Origin of the sequence: Streptomyces sp. NBC_00414 (genome assembly GCF_036038375.1) — a bacterium.
Lineage (GTDB): Bacteria > Actinomycetota > Actinomycetes > Streptomycetales > Streptomycetaceae > Streptomyces.
In genome coordinates this window covers 3,121,098-3,145,167 of sequence record NZ_CP107935.1, presented here as the reverse complement: position 1 = coordinate 3,145,167, position 24,070 = coordinate 3,121,098, and the positions used below count along the sequence as shown (strand labels likewise).

Genomic DNA, 24,070 nt, shown 5'->3' with positions numbered 1-24,070 from the left:
CCGTGGACATCGACATGAGTGCCCTGCGGGGCCTGGTGCGGGAGAAGGAGATCTCCTTCGACCTGCTGGTCGAGGCGATCGAGTCGGCCCTCCTCATCGCCTACCACCGCACCGAGGGAAGCCGCCGTCACGCGCGCGTCAAGCTCGACCGGGAAACCGGTCATGTGACCGTGTGGGCGAAGGAGGATCCCGACGATCTGGAGGAGGGGCAGGAGGCCCGGGAGTTCGACGACACCCCGTCGGACTTCGGCCGGATCGCCGCCACCACCGCCAAGCAGGTCATCCTGCAGCGTCTGCGGGACGCGGAGGACGACGCGACGCTCGGCGAGTACGCGGGCCGGGAGGGCGACATCGTCACCGGTGTCGTCCAGCAGGGCCGCGACCCGAAGAACGTGCTCGTCGACATCGGCAAGCTGGAGGCCATCCTGCCGGTGCAGGAGCAGGTCCCCGGCGAGTCGTACCAGCACGGCATGCGGCTGCGGTCGTACGTCGTACGGGTGGCGAAGGGTGTCCGCGGTCCGTCCGTGACGCTCTCCCGCACGCACCCGAACCTGGTGAAGAAGCTCTTCGCGCTTGAGGTTCCGGAGATCGCCGACGGGTCCGTCGAGATCGCCGCCATCGCCCGCGAGGCCGGCCACCGCACGAAGATCGCCGTCCGGTCCACCCGGTCGGGTCTGAACGCCAAGGGTGCCTGTATCGGCCCGATGGGCGGCCGGGTGCGCAACGTGATGGCCGAGCTGAACGGCGAGAAGATCGACATCGTCGACTGGTCGGACGACCCCGCGGACATGGTGGGCAACGCGCTCTCCCCGGCCCGGGTCTCCAAGGTCGAGGTCGTCGACCTCGCGGCCCGTTCCGCGCGGGTGACGGTCCCCGACTACCAGCTGTCGCTGGCGATCGGCAAGGAGGGGCAGAACGCCCGCCTCGCCGCCCGGCTGACCGGCTGGCGCATCGACATCCGCCCGGACACCGAGCAGACCGGGGAAGACGGCGGTGACCGTCCGGACGACCGGCGCGAATACCGGCGCGAGGACCGCCGTGACGACCGGGGCGGGGAGTGACCGGGGAATAGATCCAGGCCGAGGGTGGCTTAGATCACGACGGTTTCACGACAGTTTTATGCGCGGCAACTGTTCGATACTTGCCCCAAAGGGGTGAGGTCGGTGCAGGGAGGTAGACTTAAGAGTGTCTGACCGGACGCATGCCCGCGCATGCCCTGAACGCACCTGTGTGGGGTGTCGGGAGCGAGCGGTCAAGACCGATCTGCTGCGTGCTGTGGTGGTCGAGGGTGAATGTGTCCCCGATCCTCGCGGTACGCTGCCCGGCCGGGGTGCGTATGTACACCCCGCCCTGGTCTGTCTCGACCTGGCGGTCCGCCGCCGGGCGTTCCCACGGGCGCTGCGTGCCCCGGGTCAGCTCGACACAAAGGCGTTGCGCCGGTACGTCGAGCGGACGGACAGTTGCTGAGCAGGCAACAACGTAAGACGTGTCGCACGGATCCCCGTGCGGCCCTGGTACCCCGCGAGTTGGAAGTAGGTCGAGATTGCGATGAGCACTCGATGAGCACGCGATGAGTACGCCCATGAAGTAGCGACGGTCCGGACGCAACCCGGACCTAAAAGGAGCGAAGTGGCTAAGGTCCGGGTATACGAACTCGCCAAGGAGTTCGGGGTGGAGAGCAAGGTCGTCATGGCCAAGCTCCAAGAACTCGGTGAATTCGTCCGTTCGGCGTCCTCGACGATCGAGGCGCCCGTAGTACGCAAACTGACTGACGCCCTGCAGCAGGGCAACGGCGGCGGCAAGCCCGCCCCGCGCAAGGCCGCGCCCGCCAGGCCCGGCGCGCCTTCCCCGGCGCAGGCCGCCCGTCCGGGTCCGGCCGCCCCGCGCCCGCCGGCCCCGAAGCCGGCCGCCGCGGAGAAGCCCGCGGACACCACGGCCCCGGCGGCTCCCGCCGCCCCGGCCTCCGGTACGCGTCCGACGCCGGGCCCCAAGCCCGCGCCGAAGCCCGTCCCGGCGTCCCCGGCTCCGGCCGCGCCCGAGTTCACGGCGCCGCCCGCGGCTCCCGCCGCTCCGGTCACCCCCGCCCCGGCCGCGAACCCGCGTCCGAGCGGCAGCGGTGCCCGTCCCGGCGCCCCGAAGCCCGGTGTCCGTCCGGCCGGTCCCGCACAGGGCGGTCAGGGTGGTCAGGCCGGTCCCGGTCAGGGCCGCAGCGAGCGTCCCGACAACCGCGGTGACCGTGGCGACCGTCAGGGCGCCCCGCGTCCCGGCGGCCAGGGCACGCGTCCCGGCGGTCGTCCCGCAGGACCGCGCCCCGGCAACAACCCGTTCACCTCCGGTGGCTCCACCGGCATGGCACGTCCGCAGACGCCCCGTCCGGGCGGCGCACGTCCCGGCCCCGGCGGACCCGGTGGTTCCGGTGCTCCGGGCGGCGCTCCGCGTCCCCAGGGCGCGGGCCAGGACCGTGGCCCCCGTCCGCAGGGCGGCCCCGGCGGCGCCCCGCGTCCCGGTGGCGGTCCCGGTGGTGCCCGTCCCACTCCGGGCGGCATGCCTCGTCCGCAGGGTGGTCCCGGTGGCGCTCCGCGTCCCGGTGGCGGTCCCGGCGGAAACCGTCCCAACCCCGGCATGATGCCGCAGCGTCCGGCTGCCGGCCCGCGTCCCGGCGGCGGTGGCCCCGGTGGCCGCGGTCCCGGTGGCGGAGGTCGTCCCGGTGGCGCCGGCGCAGGTGGCGGCCGTCCCGGTGGCGGTGGCTTCGCAGGCCGTCCCGGTGGTCCCGGTGGCGGCGGTGGTGGCTTCGCAGGCCGTCCCGGTGGCCCCGGTGGCGGTGGCGGCGGTTTCGCAGGCCGTCCGGGTGGTCCCGGTGGTGGCGGCGGTGGCCGTCCCGGCTTCGGCGGTCGTCCCGGTGGTCCCGGTGGCCGTGGTGGAACACAGGGCGCCTTCGGCCGTCCCGGTGGTCCCGCGCGTCGCGGTCGCAAGTCGAAGCGGCAGAGGCGCCAGGAGTACGAGGCCATGCAGGCCCCGTCGGTCGGCGGCGTCATGCTGCCTCGCGGCAACGGACAGTCCGTCCGCCTGTCGCGCGGTGCCTCGCTCACCGACTTCGCCGAGAAGATCGGTGCCAACCCGGCGTCGCTGGTCGGCGTGATGATGAACCTCGGCGAGATGGTCACTGCCACGCAGTCCGTCTCCGACGAGACGCTGAAGCTCCTCGCGGACGAGATGAACTTCGTCCTTGAGATCGTCAGCCCGGAGGAGGAGGACCGCGAGCTCCTTGAGTCCTTCGACATCGAGTTCGGTGAGGACGAGGGTGGCGAGGAGTTCCTCGTCGCGCGTCCGCCGGTCGTGACCGTCATGGGTCACGTCGACCACGGTAAGACCCGCCTTCTCGACACCATCCGCAAGACGAACGTCGTCGCGGGCGAGGCCGGTGGCATCACCCAGCACATCGGTGCCTACCAGGTCGCGACCGTCGTCAACGAAGAAGAGCGTCGCATCACCTTCATCGACACCCCGGGTCACGAGGCGTTCACCGCCATGCGTGCTCGTGGTGCGAAGTCGACCGACATCGCGATCCTCGTGGTGGCGGCCAACGACGGTGTGATGCCCCAGACGATCGAGGCGCTGAACCACGCCAAGGCGGCCGGTGTGCCGATCGTGGTCGCGGTCAACAAGATCGACGTCGAGGGCGCGGACCCGACCAAGGTGCGCGGTCAGCTCACCGAGTTCGGTCTGGTGGCCGAGGAGTACGGCGGCGACACGATGTTCGTCGACATCTCCGCCAAGCAGGGCCTCAACATCGAGAGCCTGCTGGAGGCCGTGGTCCTCACCGCGGACGCCTCGCTCGACCTGCGGGCCAACCCGGAGCAGGACGCGCAGGGTATTGCGATCGAGTCCCACCTGGACCGTGGCCGCGGCGCCGTCGCGACCGTCCTGGTCCAGCGAGGCACCCTGCGGGTCGGCGACACCATGGTGGTCGGCGACGCGTACGGCCGTGTCCGCGCGATGCTCGACGACAAGGGCGAGAACGTGGAAGAGGCGGGTCCCTCGACTCCGGTCCTCGTCCTCGGTCTCACCAACGTCCCGGGCGCCGGCGACAACTTCCTCGTCGTCGACGAGGACCGCACGGCCCGCCAGATCGCCGAGAAGCGCGCGGCGCGTGAGCGCAACGCCAACTTCGCCCGGCGCGGAGTCCGGTTCTCCCTGGAGAACCTGGACGAGGCCCTCAAGGCCGGTCTGGTGCAGGAACTCAACCTCATCATCAAGGGCGACGCGTCCGGTTCGGTGGAGGCTCTTGAGTCCTCGCTGCTCCAGCTCGACGTCGGTGAAGAGGTCGACATCCGTGTCCTGCACCGCGGTGTGGGTGCGGTCACCGAGTCGGACATCGACCTGGCGACCGGATCCGACGCCATCGTCATCGGCTTCAACGTCCGCGCTGCGGGCCGCGCGGCGCAGATGGCGGAGCGCGAGGGCGTCGACGTCCGCTACTACTCGGTGATCTACCAGGCCATCGAGGAGATCGAAGCGGCCCTCAAGGGCATGCTCAAGCCGGAGTACGAAGAGGTCGAGCTCGGTACGGCGGAGATCCGCGAGGTCTTCCGCTCGTCCAAGCTGGGCAACATCGCCGGTGTGCTGGTTCGCTCCGGCGAGGTCAAGCGCAACACCAAGGCGCGCTTGCTGCGTGATGGCAAGGTCATCGCGGAGAGCCTCAACATCTCCGGTCTGCGTCGCTTCAAGGACGATGTCACCGAGATCCGCGAAGGGTTCGAGGGCGGTATCAACCTCGGCAACTTCAACGACATCAAGATCGACGACGTCATCGCGACGTACGAGATGCGCGAGAAGCCGCGCGCGTAACGCCTGCGGCTCGGCTCAACCGTGTGGGGTTGGCTCACAGGAACTAGTTCCTGTGAGCCGGCCCCCACGGGGTTTTTCTCGGGGGCCAGCCCCCGAACCCCCGGTCCTCAAACGCCGGACGGGCTGAATACCTTTCAGCCCGTCCGGCGTTTGAGGACGAGCGCGTCAGCGCGATTACGGGGGCGAGGGGGCGCAGCCCCCATGCAGTGACGGGGAGGGTAGGGGCGGCGGGGGCGAGGAAAACCCCGTCGAGCGGCACCGGAGGTTCGAGGTACCGTTCAAGTGCCCCGGCAAGAAGCTTGGCCGGGCCACCTACCCCGACCCGGCGGGACATCCGGACACACATATGTACGTGGGGACTCTGTCCTTCGATCTCCTCCTCGGCGACGTACGGTCGCTGAAGGAGAAGCGCTCCGTCGTCCGCCCGATCGTGGCCGAGCTCCAACGCAAGTACGCGGTGAGCGCGGCGGAGGTGGAGCACATGGACCTCCACCGCAGGGCCGTCATCGGACTCGCGGTGGTCTCCGGGGACACCGGGCACCTGACCGACGTACTGGACCGGTGCGAACGCCTGGTCGCCGGGCGTCCCGAGGTGGAACTGCTGTCGGTGCGACGGCGCCTCCACGGGGAAGACGACGAATGAGCGTGCGGCGACAAGGATCGGCCGTACAAGGATCAGCAGATAAAAGGGAGACGGACCAGTGGCCGACAACGCGCGGGCGAAGAGGCTGGCGGACCTCATCCGAGAGGTCGTTGCCAAGAAGCTGCAGCGTGGGATCAAGGACCCGCGGCTCGGTTCGCATGTGACCATCACGGACACCCGGGTCACCGGGGACCTCCGCGAGGCGACCGTCTTCTACACGGTGTACGGGGACGACGAGCAGCGCGCGGAAGCCGCCGCGGGCCTGGAGAGCGCCAAGGGCGTGCTCCGCTCGGCGGTCGGCGCGGCGGCGGGCGTGAAGTTCACCCCGACGCTCACCTTCGTGGCGGACGCCCTGCCGGACACCGCCAAGACCATCGAGGACCTCCTCGACAAGGCACGGGCCAAGGACGCGCAGGTGCGTGAGGTCTCGGCCGGCGCGGCCTTCGCCGGTGACGCCGACCCGTACAAGAAGCCGGACGAGGACGACGACGCGTCCGACGACGAGTCCGTCGGCGACGAGACGGGTGGCGACGCCGCCAAATGACGCAGAAGCAGCAGACGCCCGACGGCCTTGTCATCGTCGACAAGCCGTCGGGCTTCACTTCGCACGACGTGGTCGCCAAGATGCGCGGGATCGCGAAGACCCGCCGCGTCGGACACGCGGGCACCCTCGACCCCATGGCGACGGGCGTGCTCGTCCTCGGTGTCGAGCGGGCGACCAAGCTCCTCGGGCACCTCGCGCTGACCGAGAAGGAGTACCTGGGCACCATCCGGCTGGGGCAGGACACCCTGACGGACGACGCCGAGGGCGACCTCACCTCGTCGACCGACGCCTCCCAGGTGACCCGGGACGCCATCGACGCCGGGATCGCCAAGCTCAGCGGCGACATCATGCAGGTGCCGTCCAAGGTCAGCGCCATCAAGATCAACGGCGTGCGCTCGTACAAGCGGGCGCGCGAGGGCGAGGAATTCGAGATCCCGGCCCGCCCGGTGCGGATCTCGTCCTTCGCCGTGTACGACGTCCGCGGCGCCGTGGCCGAGGACGGCACACCCGTTCTCGACCTGATCGTCTCGGTGGTGTGCTCGTCCGGTACGTACATCCGTGCGCTCGCCCGTGACCTGGGCGCCGACCTGGGTGTCGGCGGCCATCTGACGGCGCTGCGGCGCACGCGCGTGGGCCCGTACAAGCTCGACTCCGCCAGGACCCTCGACCAGCTCCAGGAGGAGCTGACCGTGATGCCGGTCGCGGAGGCCGCCACCAGCGCGTTCCCCCGGTGGAACGTGGACACGAAGCGCGCGCAGCTGCTGACGAACGGCGTGCGGCTGGAGATGCCCGAGGAGTACACCGGGGCCGGGGCCGTCGGGGTGTTCGATCCCGAGGGGCGGTTCCTGGCGCTGGTGGAGGAGCAGAAGGGCAAGGCCAAGAGCCTCGCGGTCTTCGGCTGACCGCTCGGGTTCTTGGCGCGTTTCCCTTCGAGGGGCGCCCCTTCGGGTGCCTCTTCGCGTTCTCCTTGTTTTTCTTCTGCCTGTTCTTCTTCGGCGTGGAGCGGCGTTCACGGGGTCTTCTGTGGGCGCCGCTCCACTGTCCCCCTCGGTTCCCCCATCCAAGGTTGTATCCATCCGCCCCCGTTCATTCACCCGTCCGGCCAGGCGCTCGGAGTGAACCGGGGGAGCGGAAGGGGGCTTGTTCGGATCGGGATCTGTCGCGGCCGATCATCGCGCGCCTACCGTCGGAAATCGAAGCGTCGAAAGCACGGACGGCGCGCGCGGCGGGGAGGTTCGAGCATGACCCGGGAGACCTCGGTGACGGCTGAGGCGGACGGCGGGATCCACCGGGACGTCGCCCCGAAAGAACTGAAGGCGCCGGACCGGGCTCCGACCGCGCCGGACCGCACTCCGGCCGTGCCGGACCTGACTCCGACCGTGCCGGACCGGATCCCGACAGGCTCCGACCGGGCCCTGGTGCGGATCCGGGATCTGGCCGGACGGCCGCGCGGTACCGGATTCGTCGCGGACCACCACGGCACGGTGGTCACCAGTCACGAGGCGGTGGACGGCCTCCCCCGCCTCGTCCTCCACGCGCCCGCCGGAGACCGCACCTGCCTGGTCCAGGCCGACGCCGTCACCGCCCTCCCGGACCTCGGCCTCGCCCTCGTCCACTGCGCCGGTCTCGGCCTCGACCCCCTCCCGATCACCGTCCGCGACTCCGTGGAGACCGGCACGTACGTCCGGATCGCCGCGGGCGGCTGGCGGGAAGCCCGCGTGCTGGGCTCGTCCGCCGTGACGTACACGGCGACCGACCGCTTCCACCTCCTCGACGACGCGCTGGAGCTGGCGATCGGCACGGCCGGCAGCGATGCGCTGCGGCTCGGCGGCGGGGCGGCCGGGGGGCCCGTGGTCGACGCGGCCACCGGCGCCGTGGTCGCCGTCCTGGGCACGGCACTCCACTCCGACCGGCGGGTCGGCGGTTTCGCCGTACCGCTGTCCGCGGGCGGCACGCCTCCCGACGGTCCGCTCGCCGAACTGCTGGCCCGTAACGCCGCGACAGTGCCCGCCTACGGGGACGACCTCAACCCTGCGGGCGTACTGGAGCTGACGGCCACCGTCGAGTCCCCGCCGGGCTCCGACGGGGCCCCGCCCGTCGAACGGCGCGCGGTGGCCAGGGAGTTCACCGCGTTCAGTACGGGCTCGTACGGGGTGCTCGGGCTTGTCGGCGCCCCGGGCAGCGGCCGTACGACGGAACTGGCCGGTCTGGCCGCCCGGCGCAACCGGGGCGCGGAACCGGCCCCGACCCTGTGGCTGCGCGGAGCCGATCTGCGGGACACCGACACATCGGTGGGCGACGCGGCCCGAAGGGCGCTGGAGCGGGCGGGGCGGATCGTGGTCTCGCACCTCGGCTCCCCGCCGGAGCTCGGAGACATCCGTCCCGAGCGGCTGGCCCGTCTCGCCGGCGATGCCGGGCGGCCCCTGCTGCTCCTTCTCGACAGCCCCGAGGAAATGCCGCCGGGTCTCGCCCACCGGCTGCCCGAGTGGGCCGCGGGCACGGCTGACTGGCTGCGCGAGCACGGGGTGCGTCTCGTGGTGGCCTGCCGGGAGGAGTACTGGGAGCGGGCGGGGGCCCAGTTCCCGCCCGAGCTGCTGTACGGGCCCCGGCGGGGCGGGGACGAGGCGTCCGGGGGACTTCCCGCCTGCGTACGCCTCGGGGACCTGACGGAGGACGAGGCACGCGAGGCCCGGGCCCGGTACGGCATCCCGGAGAGGGCCCTGGACGGAGCCGACGCACGGCATCCGCTGACGCTGCGGCTCCTCTCGGAGGTGCGGGCCGCGCTGTCCGGCGCCCCGCAGGGGAAGGCGAAACGCGACGAGGTCTTCGCCGCGTACCTCGATCTGATGTGTCTGCGCGTGGCCGTGCGGCTCGCCGCGGCGAACGGGCTGCGCGGGACGGCGGTGCGGCGCCTCGCGGCCCGGGTCTCCGGGCAGGTGCACGTGGCGGCGCGGCGCTGCCTGGGCCCGGGGGAGGGGGAACTGGACCGGGCCGCGTTCGAAACGCTGTTCCCGTGGGGCCCGGTGCCTGACCGGCGGCTCGGCGGATGCACCGGATGGGCGTCCGCCGTGCTCACCGAGGGCCTGCTCGTGCCGGCCGGGGACGGCTATCGCTTCGCCCACGAGGAGTTCGCCGACTGGATCCAGGGCATGCACCTCGACCTGGACGCGGCACTGCGGACACTGACGCCCCACCACGGCCCCGAGCGCCCGGACGGGCCCGAGGTCCGCACCGTCCCCCGCCACCGCATCGCCCCCGTACTCCAGGCCCTGCTTCTCCTGCCGCGTCAACAGGGAGACGACCAGCTCACCCTCCGCCTGCGCGAACTGCTCCACATGCTCGACAGCGGGGACGGCGACGCCTGGTGGGCCACCCGGCTTCTTTCCGGCGTACTGCTCCGGGTGCCCGACGCGACCCCGTACCTCGGAGTGCTGCGCCACCTCGCCGAGCACGTGGTCAGGTGGCGGGCCGAAGGGCGGGCCGTGCCGGAGGAGTTCGGCCCCGGCTTCTGGCGCGGGCTGCCGCTGCCGCGGGCACACCGCTTCGATCTGCTGAGGCGGCTCGTCGTGGCGGACGAGGCGCCGCCCGCCACCGAACCGCGGTACCTGGACGCCGTGTCCGAGCTGCTCGTCGCCGACCCGGCCGGTGTGCAGCCGCACCTCACCCACTGGTTCGACGACGAGCGACCGCTGCCCGCCACCCCCGACGCCACCGTCGCGACCGCCGCCCAGGCCCTCCTGCACACCCACCGGCACCGCGCCCCGGACGACCTGACCGAGGCGCTGGCCGACAGCGGGCACCCGCGCGCGGACGAGCTGCTGGACGTGCTCACGGAGGAGGAGCCGTCCGCGCTGTGCCGCGCGGCCGACCGCTGGGTGCACGACGTGCGCCCGGCCCGGCGGGCGACGGCGGCGACCTACGCGCAGCGGACCGCTCCGCACGTCCGCACCGAGACCGACCGGGAACTGCTGCGCCGGACCGCGCTCGCCCTGCTCGCCCGCCCCGGCGACTGCACGCTGCACGGCAGCGCCCTGGCCCTGCTGGTCCGCGATCCGCACACCAGGGCCCGCCATCTGCCGCAGGCCCTGGCCCGCTTCAGAGCCCGCGACCCCCGGCTGCCCGCGAGCGCGCTGGTCGCCGCGCTGGCCACGCACCCCGACCCGGTGCTCGCCGCGTTCCACGACCGCCTGCGCGCACCGGACGACGGCACGACGCTGCGCACGCTCGCCGACATCACGACACCGGCGCTCGCCCGCCGCGTCGCCGCCCTCGTACGCGATGTCGTGGAGCGGCGTCCGGAGACGGCCGCGCACGTGGCGGTGTACGTCGACCGGCGGCTGGAGCACGGCCCCGACGCCCGCGCGGTGCTGTACCCCCTCGTCGCAGGCCTGCTCGACGGGGGCGGGCCGCCGTTGCGGGCCGCGCTCGCCGAGGTGTTCGCGGCCCCCGGCACACCAGGGTCCCGCCCGCTGCGGCGCGAGTTCCTGGACCTCCTGCTGACGCGCGAACACGATCCGGCGGTCCTGTACGCGCTCGTACGGGCCGCCGCGGAGGGCGCGGCCGCCAACGGCGAGGAACACACCCGGGCCCTGGTCCACGGTGTGGGCCTGCTGCTCGTGCGCACGCCGGACGGCGCCACCCGCTTCGACCGCGCTCTCGTCGACCTGGGCCGCCGGGTACCCGGCTTCGCCCCGCTCGTCGCCCGCTGGCTGACCACCGCGCCCGGGGACTGGTCCACCGTGGTCGGACCCAGCACGGGCCGCATGATCGAGAACCTCGCGGGGGTACGGGTCCCGGTGTGACCCCCCGCCACGGCCGCCGTCACGTGCCACCGGTCACAGGGCCCATGCCGATGCGGGTCCACAGGACGCGGCATGGCACCCTTAGAGCTGCGTATGAGGCAGACACGGACACAGGTTCGACGAGGAGCGGTCACAGTGCAGCGCTGGCGTGGCTTGGAGGACATCCCCCAGGACTGGGGGCGCAGCATCGTCACCATCGGCTCGTACGACGGAGTCCACCGCGGACACCAGTTGATCATCAGCCATGCGGTCGAACGGGCGCGTGAACTGGACGTCCCGTCCGTCGTCGTCACGTTCGATCCGCACCCGAGCGAGGTCGTCCGGCCGGGCAGCCATCCGCCGCTGCTCGCCCCGCACCACCGCCGCGCCGAGCTGATGGCCGAACTGGGCGTGGACGCGCTGCTCATCCTGCCGTTCACGACCGAGTTCTCGAAGCTGTCGCCCGCCGACTTCGTGGTGAAGGTCCTCGTCGACAAGCTGCACGCCAAGGTCGTCGTCGAGGGCCCCAACTTCCGTTTCGGCCACAAGGCCGCCGGCAATGTCGCGTTCCTCGCCGAGCAGGGCAAGACGTACGACTTCGAGGTCGACGTGGTCGATCTGTACGTGACCGGTGAGGCGGGCGGCGGCGAGCCGTTCTCCTCGACCCTCACCCGGCGGCTGGTCGCAGAGGGCGAGGTCGAAGGGGCCCGCGAGATCCTCGGCCGCCCGCACCGCGTCGAGGGCGTCGTCGTCCGCGGCGCCCAGCGCGGCCGCGAACTGGGCTTCCCCACCGCCAACGTCGAGACGCTGCCGCACACCGCGATCCCCGCCGACGGGGTGTACGCGGGGTGGCTGCACGCGCAGGGCGAGGCGATGCCGGCGGCGATCTCCGTCGGGACGAATCCGCAGTTCGACGGGACCGAGCGGACGGTCGAGGCTTACGCCATCGACCGGGTGGGGCTCGATCTGTACGGGTTGCATGTCGCCGTTGATTTTCTGGCCTTCGTGCGGGGGATGGCGAAGTTCGACTCCATCGAGGGGTTGCTCGAAGCGATCTCGGATGATGTGAAGCGGTCTCGGGAGCTTGTTGCCGAGTACGACGCGGGGGCCTGACCCCGGCCGGGGCCGGCCGGTGAATCTTCGGGTGACGGTGCGTCGTGGCCGGGCGCGCGGTTCCCCGTGCCCCTTACGGGGCGCCCTGGCGGGGCGCCGCCCAGTGGCAGGCCACCTGGGCCTCGCCCGTGCCGTTCAGGAGCGGCAGGTCCGTCGTGCGGCACGCGTCCGCCACCCCCGCGCGCTCCGCCTCGCCGGTCGCCAGGATGTGGCAGCGGGCGTGGAAGCGGCAGCCCGAGGGGATGCGGGACGGGTCCGGGGGCTCGCCGGTCAGCACGACCGGATCGCCGGGCGCCTCGGGCAGGACCGACAACAGGGCCTGCGTGTACGGGTGTTGCGGCGCCCTCAGGACGTCCTCCACCGCGCCCGTCTCGATGATGCGGCCCAGGTACATCACCGCGACCCGGTCCGCGATGTTCCACGCGAGGCCGAGGTCATGGGTCACCACCAGCGCGGACAGGCCGAGTTCGGCGCGCAGGCGCAGCAGCAGGGCCAGGATCTCGCCGCGTACCGACGCGTCCAGGGAGGCCACCGGCTCGTCCGCGACGATGAGTTCGGGCTCCAGGACGAGCGCGCCCGCGATGACCACACGCTGGCGCTGGCCGCCCGACAGCTCGTGCGGATAACGCAGGAAGAACCGCTCGGGCGGTCGGAGTCCGGCCCGCGACAGGGCCGTCGAGACCGCCTCGTGCTCGTCGCCCCCGTACGCGTGGATGCGCAGGCCCTCCGCCACCGCGTCGTACACCGTGTGCCGGGGGTTGAGCGAGCCGCTCGGGTCCTGGAGGACCAGCTGGACCCGCTTGCGGTACGCCTTGAGGGCGCGCGAGGAGTAGTCGAGCGGCCGGCCCGCGAAGGTGACCCGGCCCGCCGTCGGCCGGACCAGACCGAGCAGCGAGCGCGCCAGGGTCGTCTTGCCGCACCCGGACTCGCCGACCAGCGCGACGATCTCGCCGGGCCGGATGTCGAGGTCCACCCCGTCGACGGCACGGGCCCGGGCGGTGTCGCCCCGCCGGGCCGGGAAGGTGACCTGGAGACCCTCGGCGCTCAGCAGGGGAGCGGAGGGGGCCGCCGGTACCGGCGGGACCTGCTCGGCCGTCGTCATGGAGTGCTCCTCGCTCGTTCCGCGACGGCCGCGGGGCCCGCCGGGTCGGTCCAGCCCGGGGGACCCACGTGCACGCAGGCCGCCCGCCGGTCCGGGGCGGCCGGGCGCAGCACCTGGTCCTCCACGGCGCACGAGTCCAGCGCCACCGCGCACCGCGGATGGAACGCACAGCCGGACGGCAGCGCCGACGGATCGGGCGGATCTCCGGGCAGTCCGCGCGGCGCGAACCGCGATCCCGCGTCCCCGATCCGCGGGAAGGCAGCCGACAGCGCCAGCCCGTACGGGTGCCGGGCGTCCTCGTACACCTGCCGGGCGGGGCCCTCCTCGACCACCCGTCCCGCGTACATCACCGCGAGCCGGTCGCAGGTGTCGGACAGCACCGCCAGATCGTGGCTGATCATGACGAGGCCCAACTCCTTCTCCGAGACGAGCTGTTGGATGAGCCGCAGGATCTGCGCCTGGATCATCACGTCGAGCGCGGTGGTCGGCTCGTCGGCGATGACCAGCCGGGGATCGCAGGCCAGGGCCATGGCGATCATCACGCGCTGCCGCTGCCCGCCGGACAGCTCGTGCGGGTACGCGGACGCGCGCGCCGCCGGAAGACCCACCTGCTCCAGCAGCTCGCCGGTCCGCTTCCGGGCCGCCGCCGCGGTGGCCTTGCGGTGCAGCAGGATCGGCTCGGCGATCTGGTCCCCGACGCGGTGCACGGCGTTGAGCGAGTGCATCGCGCCCTGGAAGACGATCGAGGCCCCGGCCCAGCGGACCGCCCGTACCCGGCCCCACTTCATGGTCAGTACGTCCTCGCCGTCGAGGAGGATCTCCCCGCTCACCCGGGCGCCGGCCGGCAGCAGCCGCAGCAGCGCGAGCGCCAGTGTGGACTTGCCGCAGCCGGACTCGCCCGCGATGCCGACCTTCTGCCCCGCGTCGACGGTGAGGTTCACGCCGCGTACGGCGGCCACCCCGCCGGCGTACGTCACTTCGAGGTTCCGTACCTCCAGCAGGTGCTCCGAGGAGCGCGGATTCTCGGCGGTCGGTGTGTTCAACGGGTCGCCCCCAGCCTGGGATTGAGGACGGACTCGACGGCACGCCCGCACAGGGTGAAGGCGAGGGCCACGACGGCGATCGCGATGCCCGGCGGCACCAGATACCACCACTTCCCGGCGCTCACGGCACCCGCCTCGCGCGCGTCCTGGAGCAGGCCGCCCCAGGAGACGACCGTGGGGTCGCCGAGGCCGAGGAAGGCGAGCGTCGCCTCGGCGAGGATCGCGGAGGAGATGATCAGGGTCGTCTGCGCCAGTACCAGCGGCATGACATTGGGCAGCACGTGCCGGGACATGACGTGCCAGTGGCCGCCGCCCAGCGCCTTCGCGCGTTCGATGTACGGCCTGGACTCCACGGCGAGGGTCTGCGCGCGCACCAGCCGGGCCGTCGTCGGCCACGTGGTGACACCGATCGCCAGGATGATCGTGCCGAGCGAGCGGGACATCACGGTCGCCAGCGCGATCGCGAGCACCAGCGTCGGCATGACCAGGAACCAGTCCGTGATCCGCATCATCACCGTCGCGAACCAGCCGCGGAAATGCCCGGCGGTGATGCCGATGAGCGCGCCGATCGCGACCGACAGGACGGCCGCGAGCAGGCCCACGAGCAGCGAGACCCGTGACCCCCACACCACGAGGCCGAGCAGACTGCGACCGAACTGGTCGGTTCCGAGGGGGAATTCGAGGCTCGGGCTCTCCATCGGCTGCCCCGGCGCGCCCGTCACGCTCTGCACGTCGGAGCCGACGGTCAGCGGCGCGGTGAGCGCGATCAGGGCGAAGAGGGTGAGCGCGGTCAGCCCGAAGAGACCGGAGCGGTGGGTGCGGTACCGCGCCCAGAAGCGGGCGGCGGAAGCGCGGCGCCGCTGCCGGGCGAGAGCGCGGGGCCCGGCCTTCGCCGGCGACGGCCGGGACGTCATCGGCTCGTCCGGGACGGGCATCGGCTCGTCCGGGTCCGTCGTCGTCATCGGCCCACCCTGGGATCGAGCAGCGGATAGATCAGATCGGCCAGGGTGTTCATCACGATCACCGCGGCGGCGAAGACGAAGAACAGTCCCTGCACCAACGGCAGATCGGGCACGCTCAGCGCCTGGTAGAAGAGCCCGCCGAGGCCGGGCCAGGAGAAGACCGTCTCGACGAGGATCACGCCCGCGACGGTCCGGCCGAGGTTGATGAAGACCAGCGTCATCGTCGGCAGCAGCGCGTTGGGCACCGCGTGGTGGCGGCGGACGAGATCGTCCCGCAGGCCCTTGGCCCGCGCGGTCGTCAAATAGTCGCTGCCCATCTCGTCGAGCAGCGCCGAGCGGGTGACCAGCAGCGTCTGCCCGTACTCGACCGCCACCAGCGTCACGACGGGGAGGATCAGATGGTGGGCGACGTCGAGGACGTACGCGAAGCCCTCCTCGCCGCCCGATTCCATGCCTCCCGTCGGGAAGAGTCCGGGGATCGGCCCGATCCCGACCGAGAAGACGATGATCAGCAGCAGTCCGAGCCAGAACGACGGGATCGAGTAGAGGACCAGTGCGAGACCGGTGTTGAGGCGGTCACCGAGGCCGCCGTTGCGCCAGGCGGCCCGGGTGCCGAGGAAAACGCCGATCGCCGTGTAGAGCACGAACGACGTGCCCGTGAGCAGCAGGGTGTTCGGCAGAGCCTCGCCGATCTTGTCCATGACCGGCGCCCGGAACTGGTACGAGGTGCCGAGGTCACCGGTGAGCGCCTTGCCGCAGTAGTCCGTGAACTGTTGCCACAACGGCAGATCGAGCCCGAACTCCCGTCTGTACGAGGTCAGTTGCTCGGCCGACACCTGGCGTCCGCCCGTCATGAACTTCACCGGGTCGCCGGGGATCAGCCGGAAGAGGAAGAAGCTGGTGACGAGGACGGCGAGCAGCGAGACGGCCGCGCCGCCCAGCTTCCCGGCCACGTACCGCGGATACGCGGTGCCGCGTACCCGTGGTCCGCGCGCCGCCGGCGGGCCGGCCTCGGCCGGACCGCCGGTCCTGCCGACCAGCGAAGGTGTCGCTTCAGCGGTCATGAACGGCTCTCACTAGCTTTCACTACCAGGCCACTCTCGGTTGTCCGGCCCTGCCAGGGCTTGCCAGGGGCTATTCGCGGTCCTCCGCGGTGGCGCGGCGGCGCATCGCGAAGAACACCCCGAGGCCCGCGAGGATCACGACGCCCGCGACGATGCCGATGATGACGCCTGTCTGGCTCGACTCGTCGGAGGACTCGCTGGCGGCGGCCGGAGTGGCCGACCACCAGCTCCAGTAGCCGTCCTGGCCGTAGATGTTGCCCGCGGCCTCGGGCATCTTCGTGATCGACGCGATCTGGTCGGTGCGGTAGGCCTCGACCGCGTTCGGGTACGCCATGACGTTCATGTACCCGGTGTCGTACAGGCGCGACTCCATCCGCTTGACGATTTCCGCCCTCTTGGTGGCGTCGTATTCCGCGAGCTGCTGGTCGTACAGCTCGTCGTACTTCTTGTCGCAGATGAAGTTGTCGGTCGCGCCGATGTCCTTGGGCGTCGCCGGGAGCGCCGCACAGGTGTGGATGGACAGGACGAAGTCCGGGTCGGGGTTGACCGACCAGCCGTCGAAGGCGAGGTCGTACTCGCCCGCGAGCCACGGGTCGCTCACGTTGTCCCGGCAGTCGAGCGAGACACCGATGCCGAGCTTGCCCCACCACTCCTGCAGGTACTTTCCGACCGCCTTGTCTTGCGGGTCCGTCGCGTGGCAGAGGACGCGGTAGGTGATCGGCCTGCCGTTCTTGCCGACGCGCTTGCCGTCGCCGTTCTTCTTGTAGCCCGCCTCGTCGAGGAGCCGGGCCGCCTCGGCGGGGTCGTACGGGATCCGCCGGCCGTCCGCCGGTTTCCAGAAGTACGGGGAGAAGCGCGGCGGGATGTAGCCCTCGCCCTCCACCGCGTGGCCCTGGAACACCTTGTCGATGACGGTCTTCCGGTCCACGGCCGCGAACAGCGCCCGGCGGACCCGCTGGTTCTTCAGCGACTCATGGCCGTCGCCGAACTTCTTGCCGTCCTTCGCCCGCGCGCCCGGGTTGGTGGCGAGGGCGTAGAAGCGGCGGCCCGGCGCGTCGTTGACGGTGACGTCCTGCTGGCTCTTCAGCGCCGCGGCCTGCGCGGGCGTCAGCCCGGAGACGAACGACACCTCGCCCTTCTGCAGCGCCGCGACCGCCGCGTCACCGTCCTTGTAGTACTTGAAGACCAGCTCGTCGAACTTCGGAGCCCCCCGCCAGAACGACTTGTTGGGCTTCAGCCGTACGTAGCTGTCGGCCTTGTACGCGGTCAGGACGAAGGGGCCGTTGCCGACGATCGGAAACTTCTTGTCGTTGTTGAACTCGGAGAAGTCGTCGACCTTCTCCCAGACGTGCTTCGGCACGATCGGCACGTCCAGCGCGGCCATCGTGGCCTGCGGCTTCTTCAGCTCGATGACCAGCTCGGTGGGGCTCGGCGCGGTCACCTTCTTGAAGTTCGCGACGAAACTGCCGTTCGCGGTGGCCGCGCCCTCGTCGGTCATCATCGTGTTGAACGTCCACGCCGCGTCCTCGGCGGTGGCCTGCTTCCCGTCCGACCACGTGGAGTTGTCGCGGATCGTGTAGGTCCAGGTGAGCTTGTCGGCGGAGGGCTCCCACTTGGTGGCCAGGCCCGGGACCGCGTGGTTGTCCTTCGGGTCGTAGTTGGTCAGGTACTCGTACATGAGCCGGTGGATGCTCGTACTGACCAGTCGCGCCGCCAGGAACGGGCTCAGCGAGTCGACGCTCTGCGCCACCGCGACCGTGAGGACCTGCTTGTCGTCCTTGGCCTCGGCCCGCTGGGTCGCCGGCCCGAGCGGAGTCACCTGACCGGCGGTGAGGGTGAGCGCACCGGCCCCGGCGACAGCGAACAGCCTGAGGACAGCGCCCCTCAGGGGGCGCGGGGCTGTGACATGTGCGGCTCCGCCGCGTGGGCGCGACCAGCCACGACGCACCCGCGGACTACGCACCGGCCCGACAGCGGAGCGCTTCGTGCCGTACTGGTCGTGTGTGTCCATGGCTCGCTGACCTCACGTCATCACTCGCACGGAGATGGGCTGTTGCCCTGCCGATCCGGTGACCGCGGCCGGGTCGATGTGAGTGTCTATCAGCGCTGGTCGGCATGCGTCAACGGCCCGTGAACCCCGTGTGGCCTGCGGAAATAACGAGTTGACCCGGATTTCACGGTCATTGGTCCAGACCGGTGAAGAGTGCCTGTTCGGAGGCTGGCGGCGCAGAACGGGGCTGGTACGGCGCTGTTTTGGCACCACTCGCGCGAGCCGCGTACCGGCGTACGCCGAGGGCCCGCGCCGTGGGTGGACGGGGCGGGCCCTGAGGCTGGATCAACGGCCGGGGATTAGACCGTACGGATTAGCTGTGCGAGCGGTTACTGGTGGGGCGGCGGGGGCGGAGGGGTCTGGGGATTCTGCCCCTGGGAGTCCTGACCGCCTTGACCGCCTTGACCGCCCTGGTCGGCCTGCGGGGGCTGATAGGGCGCGCCCGGCTGGAACGGCTGACCCGGGGCGGGTGTCGGCGCGGGTGAGGGAGCGGGTGCGGGGGCGTTGGGGTTGAAGGGCTGCCCCGGTGCGGGCGCGGGCTGGGAGGGCCAGCCCTGGGGCGCGGGATAGTCCTGCGGCGCGGGCTGTTGCTGCTGCTGAGGCGGCTGCGCGTAACCGCCGGGCTGCTGCGGCGACGCCCCGTGCGGCGGGTACGGCTGACCGGGGTGCGGCTGCGGCTGCTGGGGCTGAGCCTGCGGCTGGGACGGGGGCTGCTGGTACGGCTGCGCAGGCTGCCCCTGCTGGGGGAACTGCTGCCCCGGATACGGCTGCTGCCCCGGGTACGGCAGGCCAGGCGCCGGTTGGCCGGGCGCATGCTGACCAGGTACCTGACCAGGTACGGGCTGGCCGGGCAGCGGCGGTGCGGCGACCGGCGGCGGGTTGCCGTCCGACGTCCACAGGCCCTGCGACTGCTGGTGCCGCGCGATGTCCTCCGCGACCAGCGCCGACAGATTGAAGTACGCCTCGCGCACCTTCGGCCGCATCATGTCGAGATTGACCTCGGCACCCGCCGCCAGATGCTCGTCGAACGGCACGACGATGACGCCACGGCAGCGCGTCTCGAAATGGCTGACGATGTCGTCCACCTTGATCATCTTGCCGGTCTCGCGCACCCCGGAGATGACGGTGAGGGACCTCGACACCAGATCCGCGTACCCGTGCGCCGACAGCCAGTCCAGGGTCGTACTGGCGCTGCTGGCACCGTCGACGGACGGCGTCGAGATGATGATGAGCTGGTCGGCGAGGTCGAGCACGCCGCGCATGGCGCTGTACAGCAGACCCGTACCGGAGTCCGTGAGGATGATCGGGTACTGCTTGCCGAGCACGTCGATCGCGCGCCGGTAGTCCTCGTCGTTGAACGTCGTGGACACGGCCGGGTCGACGTCGTTGGCGATGATCTCCAGACCCGACGGCGCCTGCGAGGTGAACCGCCGGATGTCCATGTACGAGTTGAGGTACGGGATCGCCTGGACGAGGTCACGAATGGTGGCCCCGGTCTCCCGGCGCACGCGGCGGCCGAGCGTGCCGGCGTCCGGGTTGGCGTCGATGGCGAGGATCTTGTCCTGCCGCTCGGTGGCCAGCGTGGCGCCGAGGGCGGTGGTCGTGGTCGTCTTGCCCACGCCGCCCTTGAGGCTGATGACGGCGATCCGGTAGCACGACAGCACCGGGGTACGGATCAGGTCGAGCTTGCGCTGCCGCTCGGCCTCCTCCTTCTTCCCGCCCAGCTTGAACCGGGAGGCCCCGGCGGTGGGCCGGCCGCTCTTCGCCTTCTGCTTCTTGTTGTTGAGCAGCCGGTCGGACGACAGTTCCACGGCCGCCGTGTAACCGAGCGGCGCCCCCGGGTTGGTGCGCTGCCGCTGATCGTGCTGCACGGGCTGCGGCCAGGCGGTACCGGTGCGGGGGTCGACGGGGGCCTGCTGCTCCGGCTGTGGCTGTGCCTGCTGGCCATGAGGCGGCTGCGGCTGTGCCGGGGGCAGGGGCGCGCTCCGGCCCTCGGCGTTCGGCTGCGGCGGTACGGGCTGCTGGGGCTGAGGCTGCTGGTAGGGCTGCCCCTGCTGGGGGAACGGCTGCCCGGCGGCCGGCTGGGGAGCCGGAGCCTGCGGTGCCTGGCCCTGCGAGGCGTGCGGCTGCGGGGCGTGTGCCTGCGGAGCGGCGGGCTGGGGTGCGGGCGCCTGGTGGGCCGGAGCCTGCGGGAACCCGTAACCCCCGGGCTGGGCGGGCTGGTTGGGGACGCCTGGCTGCGGAAAGCCGTAGCCGGGCTGGGGGGCGGGAGCGCCGGGGGTGTTCGGTGCGGGGGTGCCCTGCTGGACGGGGGCGCCCGGCTGAGCCTGAGCGCCCGGCTGCGGGAACCCATAACCGGGGGCCAGCGCAGGAGCGTCCGCAGCCGCCGGAGCGGGCTGAGCGGGCGAGGCCTGAGCAGCCAGCCGACGCGTGTTCCGTGCCTCCTCCAAGGCGCTGATCAGGTCCTCCGCCGAAGGCACCGGCTGCGCCGGCTGCTGGAGGCCGTAGCCGTCCTGAGGCGCGGGGGCCGCGGGAGGCTGCGCGGCGACCGGGCCGGACTGCGGGAAGCCGTAACCACTCTGCGGTCCCGTGCCCGCGACCGGTGCGGGGCCCGGCACGGGAGCCTGGGCCGGAGGTCCGGCCGGGACCCCGGGCTGTGGCTGCTGTGGCTGCTGCGGTTGGGGGAAGCCGGGGGCCGCCTGCGCGGCGGGGGGCGTGCCGGGAACGCTGTCCTGCGCCCCCGGAGTCGTACCCGGGGCGCTGAACTGCGGGAATCCGTAACCGCCGGGCTGCCCCGGAGATGCCGGACCGCTGGGCGCGGCAGGCGTGCCGGGAGTGCCGGGAGTGGCGGGCCAGGCCGGCGGGGAGGGCTGCGGCGCCTGCGGCTGGAACGGCTGCCCCTGCGGCGGCACGGACGGCTGAGCCGGGGCCTCCGCCTGCGGCTGCCCGCCCGCTCCCTCCGTCGACGCGGGCCACTGTCCCGCCGAAGCGGGCGCGGCAGGCTGGTACGACGGCGGCAGGGGAGGCAGTCCACCCTGCGGCAGCGGCGGCGGAGTCCACGCGGGAGGCGTGTCCTGCACGAGGTCGGCCGGGTTCGGGGCGGGCTCCGCGACGACGTCCTCGGGCTTCGCGCCGAGAGGCTCGGCCTCGCCCGTCGGCAGCACGTCCTCCTCCTGCTCGGAGCCGGCCGCGGGCGAGGAATCACCGAGGCCGTCGGACTTCTGCGCGGTGGCGTCAACCGGTTGCGGCCCGTCGTCATCCGCGAACGCCCGTGCGGCCGGGGCCGCGGGTGGCGCTGGGGCTGGGGCTGGGGCGGCGGCGGTCTCGTCGTCCCGCACCTCGTCCCCGTCCCCGTCCTCACCCTCGTTCTCGTCGGTGGTGACGGACACGACGGGTGCGTTGGCCGGAGACGCCTCTTCGGACGCCTCTTCGGCCCCGCCCTCGTCCTCGGCCCCTTCGTCCACCTGGTCGTCGTCCTCGGACTGACTCCCGAACGCGACCTGGACGACCTCCCCGTCGGCGCTCGTCGGGGCATCGGCGACCTCGTCCGGACCGGCGGACTCGGACTTGGACTCGGACTCGGGATCGGGTGCGCGCCCGGCCTCTCCCCGGGGCTCGGCGGCGGCCCGCTCCGCGACTTCCCGCTGCACGGCGCCGGGGGAGATCCGCAGGGTGGCGCCGCTCTCGATGTCCCCGCTGTCGCCCTCGGTGTCCTCGGTGTCGTCGGAAGGCTGCGCGGGCTGAGGAGCGGCAACCGGCGGAACCGGCGGAGACCACGCCTGCTGTCCCTCTACCTGTCCTTGCCCCGGCCCCGACCCCTGGAAGTCCGGCAGGTTCGGGACGGCGGCGGGCCCTCCCGTACCACCGCCCGGCGCCTCGGGAGCGCCGCCCTGCGGCTCGTACCCACTGCCCACGGGCAGCCTCGGAACGCCGACCGGCCCCCTGGGAGGAGCGACAGGAACAACAGGAGCCGCAGGCGGCGGAGGAGCGTAGGGAGCTCCGGAGGCGAACGAAGGCATGCCCGGAAGCCGAGGGCCGAACGAAGGCGCTGCCGGAGCCTGCTGGGCCCCCGGCGCCGTACCGGGCGTACCAGGCGTACCGGTTGTACCGGCCGCGCCCCGCTCCGCCTCCGCGTCCGCCCCTTCTTCTTCCGTCTCGTCCGTCTCCGTCTCGTCCGTCTCCGTCTCGTCCGTCTCCGTCACGGCCGACGGAGCTCCGTCGGAACTGCCTGACGCGTTCTGCGTGTACCAGGCAGGAGGGGCGTAGTCGATGGTGAACTCGCCCGTCGTCTCGACGGCGGACTCGGCGTCGGACTGGTCATCGCCGGGTGTGGCCCAGCCCCCGCGGTTCCCGTCCCGATCGCTGTTCACAATTCCTCCTGGTGTGGTCGAGCACCCTCATGACGAGCTGGGGCGACCGTTCTCGTCGTCCGAGACCTTTCGACGCGCCCCGGATCCCCCTGTGACGCGGCGGTCCCGTCCACGGGTACTACTGCCGCGCCCACCCCAGCCTAATCACCACAACCACCCCCACGGCAGGCCCGTCCACCCCTCCGGTCCCGCCCACTACGTCACAGCCTGCCCAGAAGTGGCGTACGAACGGCCTTGTACGGAAGGCAAAGTGGACAAAGAGCGCTAAAGCGAGAAGGGCCGGCGGCATCCGTGCCGTCGGCCCTTCTCGCTCCGCTCCGATGTGCTTCCGCTCTGCTCCGTTCCGCTGCGCGTACGTGCCCTGCCGTACGCCGGCGCGACTACTCCGCGGAAGGACCTGAAGCCCCGCCGTCCCGCGGCGCCGGCTCCAGGTCGAACTCCCCGTCACGCGCGCCGAGCACGAAGGCCCGCCACTCGGCCTCCGTGTACCGCAGGACCGTGTCCGGATCGAGGGACGAGCGCATGGCCACCGCGCCCTCGGGGAGATACGCGATCTCGACCCGCTCCTCGTGCTCCTCGGTACCCGGCGCGCTCTGCCATTCGACCCCCGAGATGTCGAGGGCGTAGAGCTCGTCCTTCTCCCGCTCCTTGCGCGCCTTGACGTCCTTGTCCTCTGCCTCGGCCATGGCGAAGCGACCCCTTCCGACAAACGAACCCGACATACGAACCCGACATACGATCCGACAGCGAACCCGGCATGCGAGTGACTGTCGCGTCACCCTACTGGGACCGGCCCTGGCCTCCCCGGACTCCGGGAACCCCGGTCGGAACGGCTCCCACCCCCTGGTACGCTGTGTTACGGCCGTATGTGTACGCACCCCCGGACCGCCCTCGCGGGCTCCGGAGGACGCGCCCAGCGGATCCCCGCCTCCCGAGTTACGGAAGCTCCCCTGAGAAGTGGACCAGGGGCACTCGGTGGCCATCAGAAGACTACGAGGAGTACGCGTGCCGCTCGATGCCGCTACGAAGAAGCAGCTCATCACGGAGTTCGGTCAGAAGGAAGGCGACACCGGGTCCCCCGAGGTCCAGGTCGCCATGCTTTCGCGCCGTATCTCGGACCTGACCGAGCACCTGAAGACCCACAAGCACGACCACCACTCCCGTCGTGGTCTGCTGATCCTGGTCGGTCAGCGTCGTCGCCTGCTGCAGTACCTGGCGAAGAAGGACATCCAGCGCTTCCGTGCGCTGGTCGACCGCCTGGGCATCCGCCGCGGTGCGGCCGGCGGCACCAAGTAGGACATCGTGAAGGGAGCGGTTCCCACGAACAGGGGGCCGCTCCCTTTGCTGTACGTGCGGAGTGTCACCACCCCTTTGTAGTGTGGTAGCACAACGCAATACGTAGGACACAGCGTGGCACCGTGACAGCGCACAGCGAAGTACGGCCGCCACACCGCACGACACGAGGAAAAGCGCACCTCGCCGCCGCCGGTCCTCGGTAGTGGCCCCCGGGAGAATGCGAACCCCGGGAGCTTCGATCGAAGACCGGCCCG

Annotated in this window: 16 protein-coding genes; 9 read left to right on the top strand and 7 right to left on the bottom strand. The window is 71.8% G+C overall.

What is annotated here, in order from left to right:
• The first annotated feature begins 2 nt into the window (after positions 1–2).
• The 8 genes from nusA to OHS59_RS13340 all read left to right on the top strand — a co-directional run bounded on the left by nusA (position 3) and on the right by OHS59_RS13340 (position 11,929).
• On the top strand, positions 3–1,061 hold the full coding sequence (gene nusA / locus OHS59_RS13375) for a transcription termination factor NusA (RefSeq protein WP_328493635.1): 1,059 nt from the start codon (positions 3–5) through the stop codon (positions 1,059–1,061).
• A gap of 124 nt (positions 1,062–1,185) precedes the next feature.
• Positions 1,186–1,467 (top strand): YlxR family protein, encoded by a 282-nt coding sequence (locus OHS59_RS13370; RefSeq protein WP_328493634.1) that lies wholly within the window; start codon positions 1,186–1,188, stop codon positions 1,465–1,467.
• A 162-nt stretch (positions 1,468–1,629) separates the two neighbouring features.
• On the top strand, positions 1,630–4,848 hold the full coding sequence (infB, locus tag OHS59_RS13365) for a translation initiation factor IF-2 (RefSeq protein WP_328493633.1): 3,219 nt from the start codon (positions 1,630–1,632) through the stop codon (positions 4,846–4,848).
• Between the two features lie 346 nt (positions 4,849–5,194).
• On the top strand, positions 5,195–5,491 hold the full coding sequence (locus OHS59_RS13360) for a DUF503 domain-containing protein (protein WP_328493632.1): 297 nt from the start codon (positions 5,195–5,197) through the stop codon (positions 5,489–5,491).
• Positions 5,492–5,549: 58 nt separating this feature from the next.
• Complete coding sequence (rbfA, locus tag OHS59_RS13355) at positions 5,550–6,035, top strand: 30S ribosome-binding factor RbfA (RefSeq protein WP_328493631.1); 486 nt, start codon at positions 5,550–5,552, stop codon at positions 6,033–6,035.
• A complete protein-coding gene (gene truB / locus OHS59_RS13350) occupies positions 6,032–6,937 on the top strand; it encodes a tRNA pseudouridine(55) synthase TruB (RefSeq protein WP_328493630.1) in 906 nt (301 codons plus the stop codon). The genes rbfA and truB overlap by 4 nt, the downstream gene beginning before the upstream one ends.
• Positions 6,938–7,276: 339 nt before the next feature.
• The gene (locus OHS59_RS13345) at positions 7,277–10,837 is read left to right on the top strand and encodes a trypsin-like peptidase domain-containing protein (protein ID WP_328493629.1); all 3,561 of its coding nucleotides are present in this window, start codon (positions 7,277–7,279) and stop codon (positions 10,835–10,837) included.
• A 135-nt stretch (positions 10,838–10,972) separates the two neighbouring features.
• Positions 10,973–11,929 carry a bifunctional riboflavin kinase/FAD synthetase gene (locus tag OHS59_RS13340; protein WP_328493628.1) on the top strand — a complete coding sequence of 319 codons (957 nt, stop codon included), beginning with the start codon at positions 10,973–10,975 and terminating at the stop codon, positions 11,927–11,929.
• Between the two features lie 73 nt (positions 11,930–12,002).
• Here the strand turns inward: OHS59_RS13340 and OHS59_RS13335 are convergent, their stop codons facing one another.
• The 7 genes from OHS59_RS13335 to OHS59_RS13305 all read right to left on the bottom strand — a co-directional run bounded on the left by OHS59_RS13335 (position 12,003) and on the right by OHS59_RS13305 (position 23,206).
• Positions 12,003–13,031: an ABC transporter ATP-binding protein gene (locus OHS59_RS13335; RefSeq protein WP_328493627.1), complete on the bottom strand. Its 1,029-nt coding sequence runs from the start codon at positions 13,029–13,031 to the stop codon at positions 12,003–12,005.
• Positions 13,028–14,074, bottom strand: a complete 1,047-nt coding sequence (locus tag OHS59_RS13330; RefSeq protein WP_328493626.1) for an ABC transporter ATP-binding protein — start codon at positions 14,072–14,074, stop codon at positions 13,028–13,030. Before OHS59_RS13330 ends, OHS59_RS13335 begins: the two co-directional genes overlap by 4 nt.
• Positions 14,071–15,009 carry an ABC transporter permease gene (locus OHS59_RS13325; protein WP_443061629.1) on the bottom strand — a complete coding sequence of 313 codons (939 nt, stop codon included), beginning with the start codon at positions 15,007–15,009 and terminating at the stop codon, positions 14,071–14,073. Before OHS59_RS13325 ends, OHS59_RS13330 begins: the two co-directional genes overlap by 4 nt.
• A gap of 23 nt (positions 15,010–15,032) precedes the next feature.
• A complete protein-coding gene (locus OHS59_RS13320; RefSeq protein ID WP_328493625.1) occupies positions 15,033–16,100 on the bottom strand; it encodes an ABC transporter permease in 1,068 nt (355 codons plus the stop codon).
• 70 nt (positions 16,101–16,170) lie between these two features.
• Positions 16,171–18,111, bottom strand: a complete 1,941-nt coding sequence (locus tag OHS59_RS13315; protein ID WP_328493624.1) for an ABC transporter substrate-binding protein — start codon at positions 18,109–18,111, stop codon at positions 16,171–16,173.
• Between the two features lie 368 nt (positions 18,112–18,479).
• Complete coding sequence (locus tag OHS59_RS13310) at positions 18,480–22,520, bottom strand: SCO5717 family growth-regulating ATPase (protein WP_328493623.1); 4,041 nt, start codon at positions 22,518–22,520, stop codon at positions 18,480–18,482.
• Between the two features lie 380 nt (positions 22,521–22,900).
• Positions 22,901–23,206 carry a DUF397 domain-containing protein gene (locus OHS59_RS13305; RefSeq protein ID WP_328493622.1) on the bottom strand — a complete coding sequence of 102 codons (306 nt, stop codon included), beginning with the start codon at positions 23,204–23,206 and terminating at the stop codon, positions 22,901–22,903.
• 319 nt (positions 23,207–23,525) lie between these two features.
• Here OHS59_RS13305 and rpsO point away from each other — a divergent pair, with 319 nt between their 5' ends.
• On the top strand, positions 23,526–23,816 hold the full coding sequence (rpsO, locus tag OHS59_RS13300) for a 30S ribosomal protein S15 (RefSeq protein WP_189779868.1): 291 nt from the start codon (positions 23,526–23,528) through the stop codon (positions 23,814–23,816).
• Positions 23,817–24,070: the final 254 nt, after the last annotated feature.

Bases quoted from the DNA above. Each gene is read 5' to 3' on its own strand.
- OHS59_RS13360 (WP_328493632.1), top strand. From the start codon at position 5,195: ATGTACGTGGGGACTCTGTCCTTCGATCTCCTCCTCGGCGACGTACGG.
- truB (WP_328493630.1), top strand. From the start codon at position 6,032: ATGACGCAGAAGCAGCAGACGCCCGACGGCCTTGTCATCGTCGACAAG.
- OHS59_RS13345 (WP_328493629.1), top strand. From the start codon at position 7,277: ATGACCCGGGAGACCTCGGTGACGGCTGAGGCGGACGGCGGGATCCAC.
- OHS59_RS13335 (WP_328493627.1), bottom strand. From the start codon at position 13,031: ATGACGACGGCCGAGCAGGTCCCGCCGGTACCGGCGGCCCCCTCCGCT.
- OHS59_RS13325 (WP_443061629.1), bottom strand. From the start codon at position 15,009: ATGCCCGTCCCGGACGAGCCGATGACGTCCCGGCCGTCGCCGGCGAAG.
- OHS59_RS13320 (WP_328493625.1), bottom strand. From the start codon at position 16,100: ATGACCGCTGAAGCGACACCTTCGCTGGTCGGCAGGACCGGCGGTCCG.
- OHS59_RS13315 (WP_328493624.1), bottom strand. From the start codon at position 18,111: ATGGACACACACGACCAGTACGGCACGAAGCGCTCCGCTGTCGGGCCG.
- OHS59_RS13305 (WP_328493622.1), bottom strand. From the start codon at position 23,206: ATGGCCGAGGCAGAGGACAAGGACGTCAAGGCGCGCAAGGAGCGGGAG.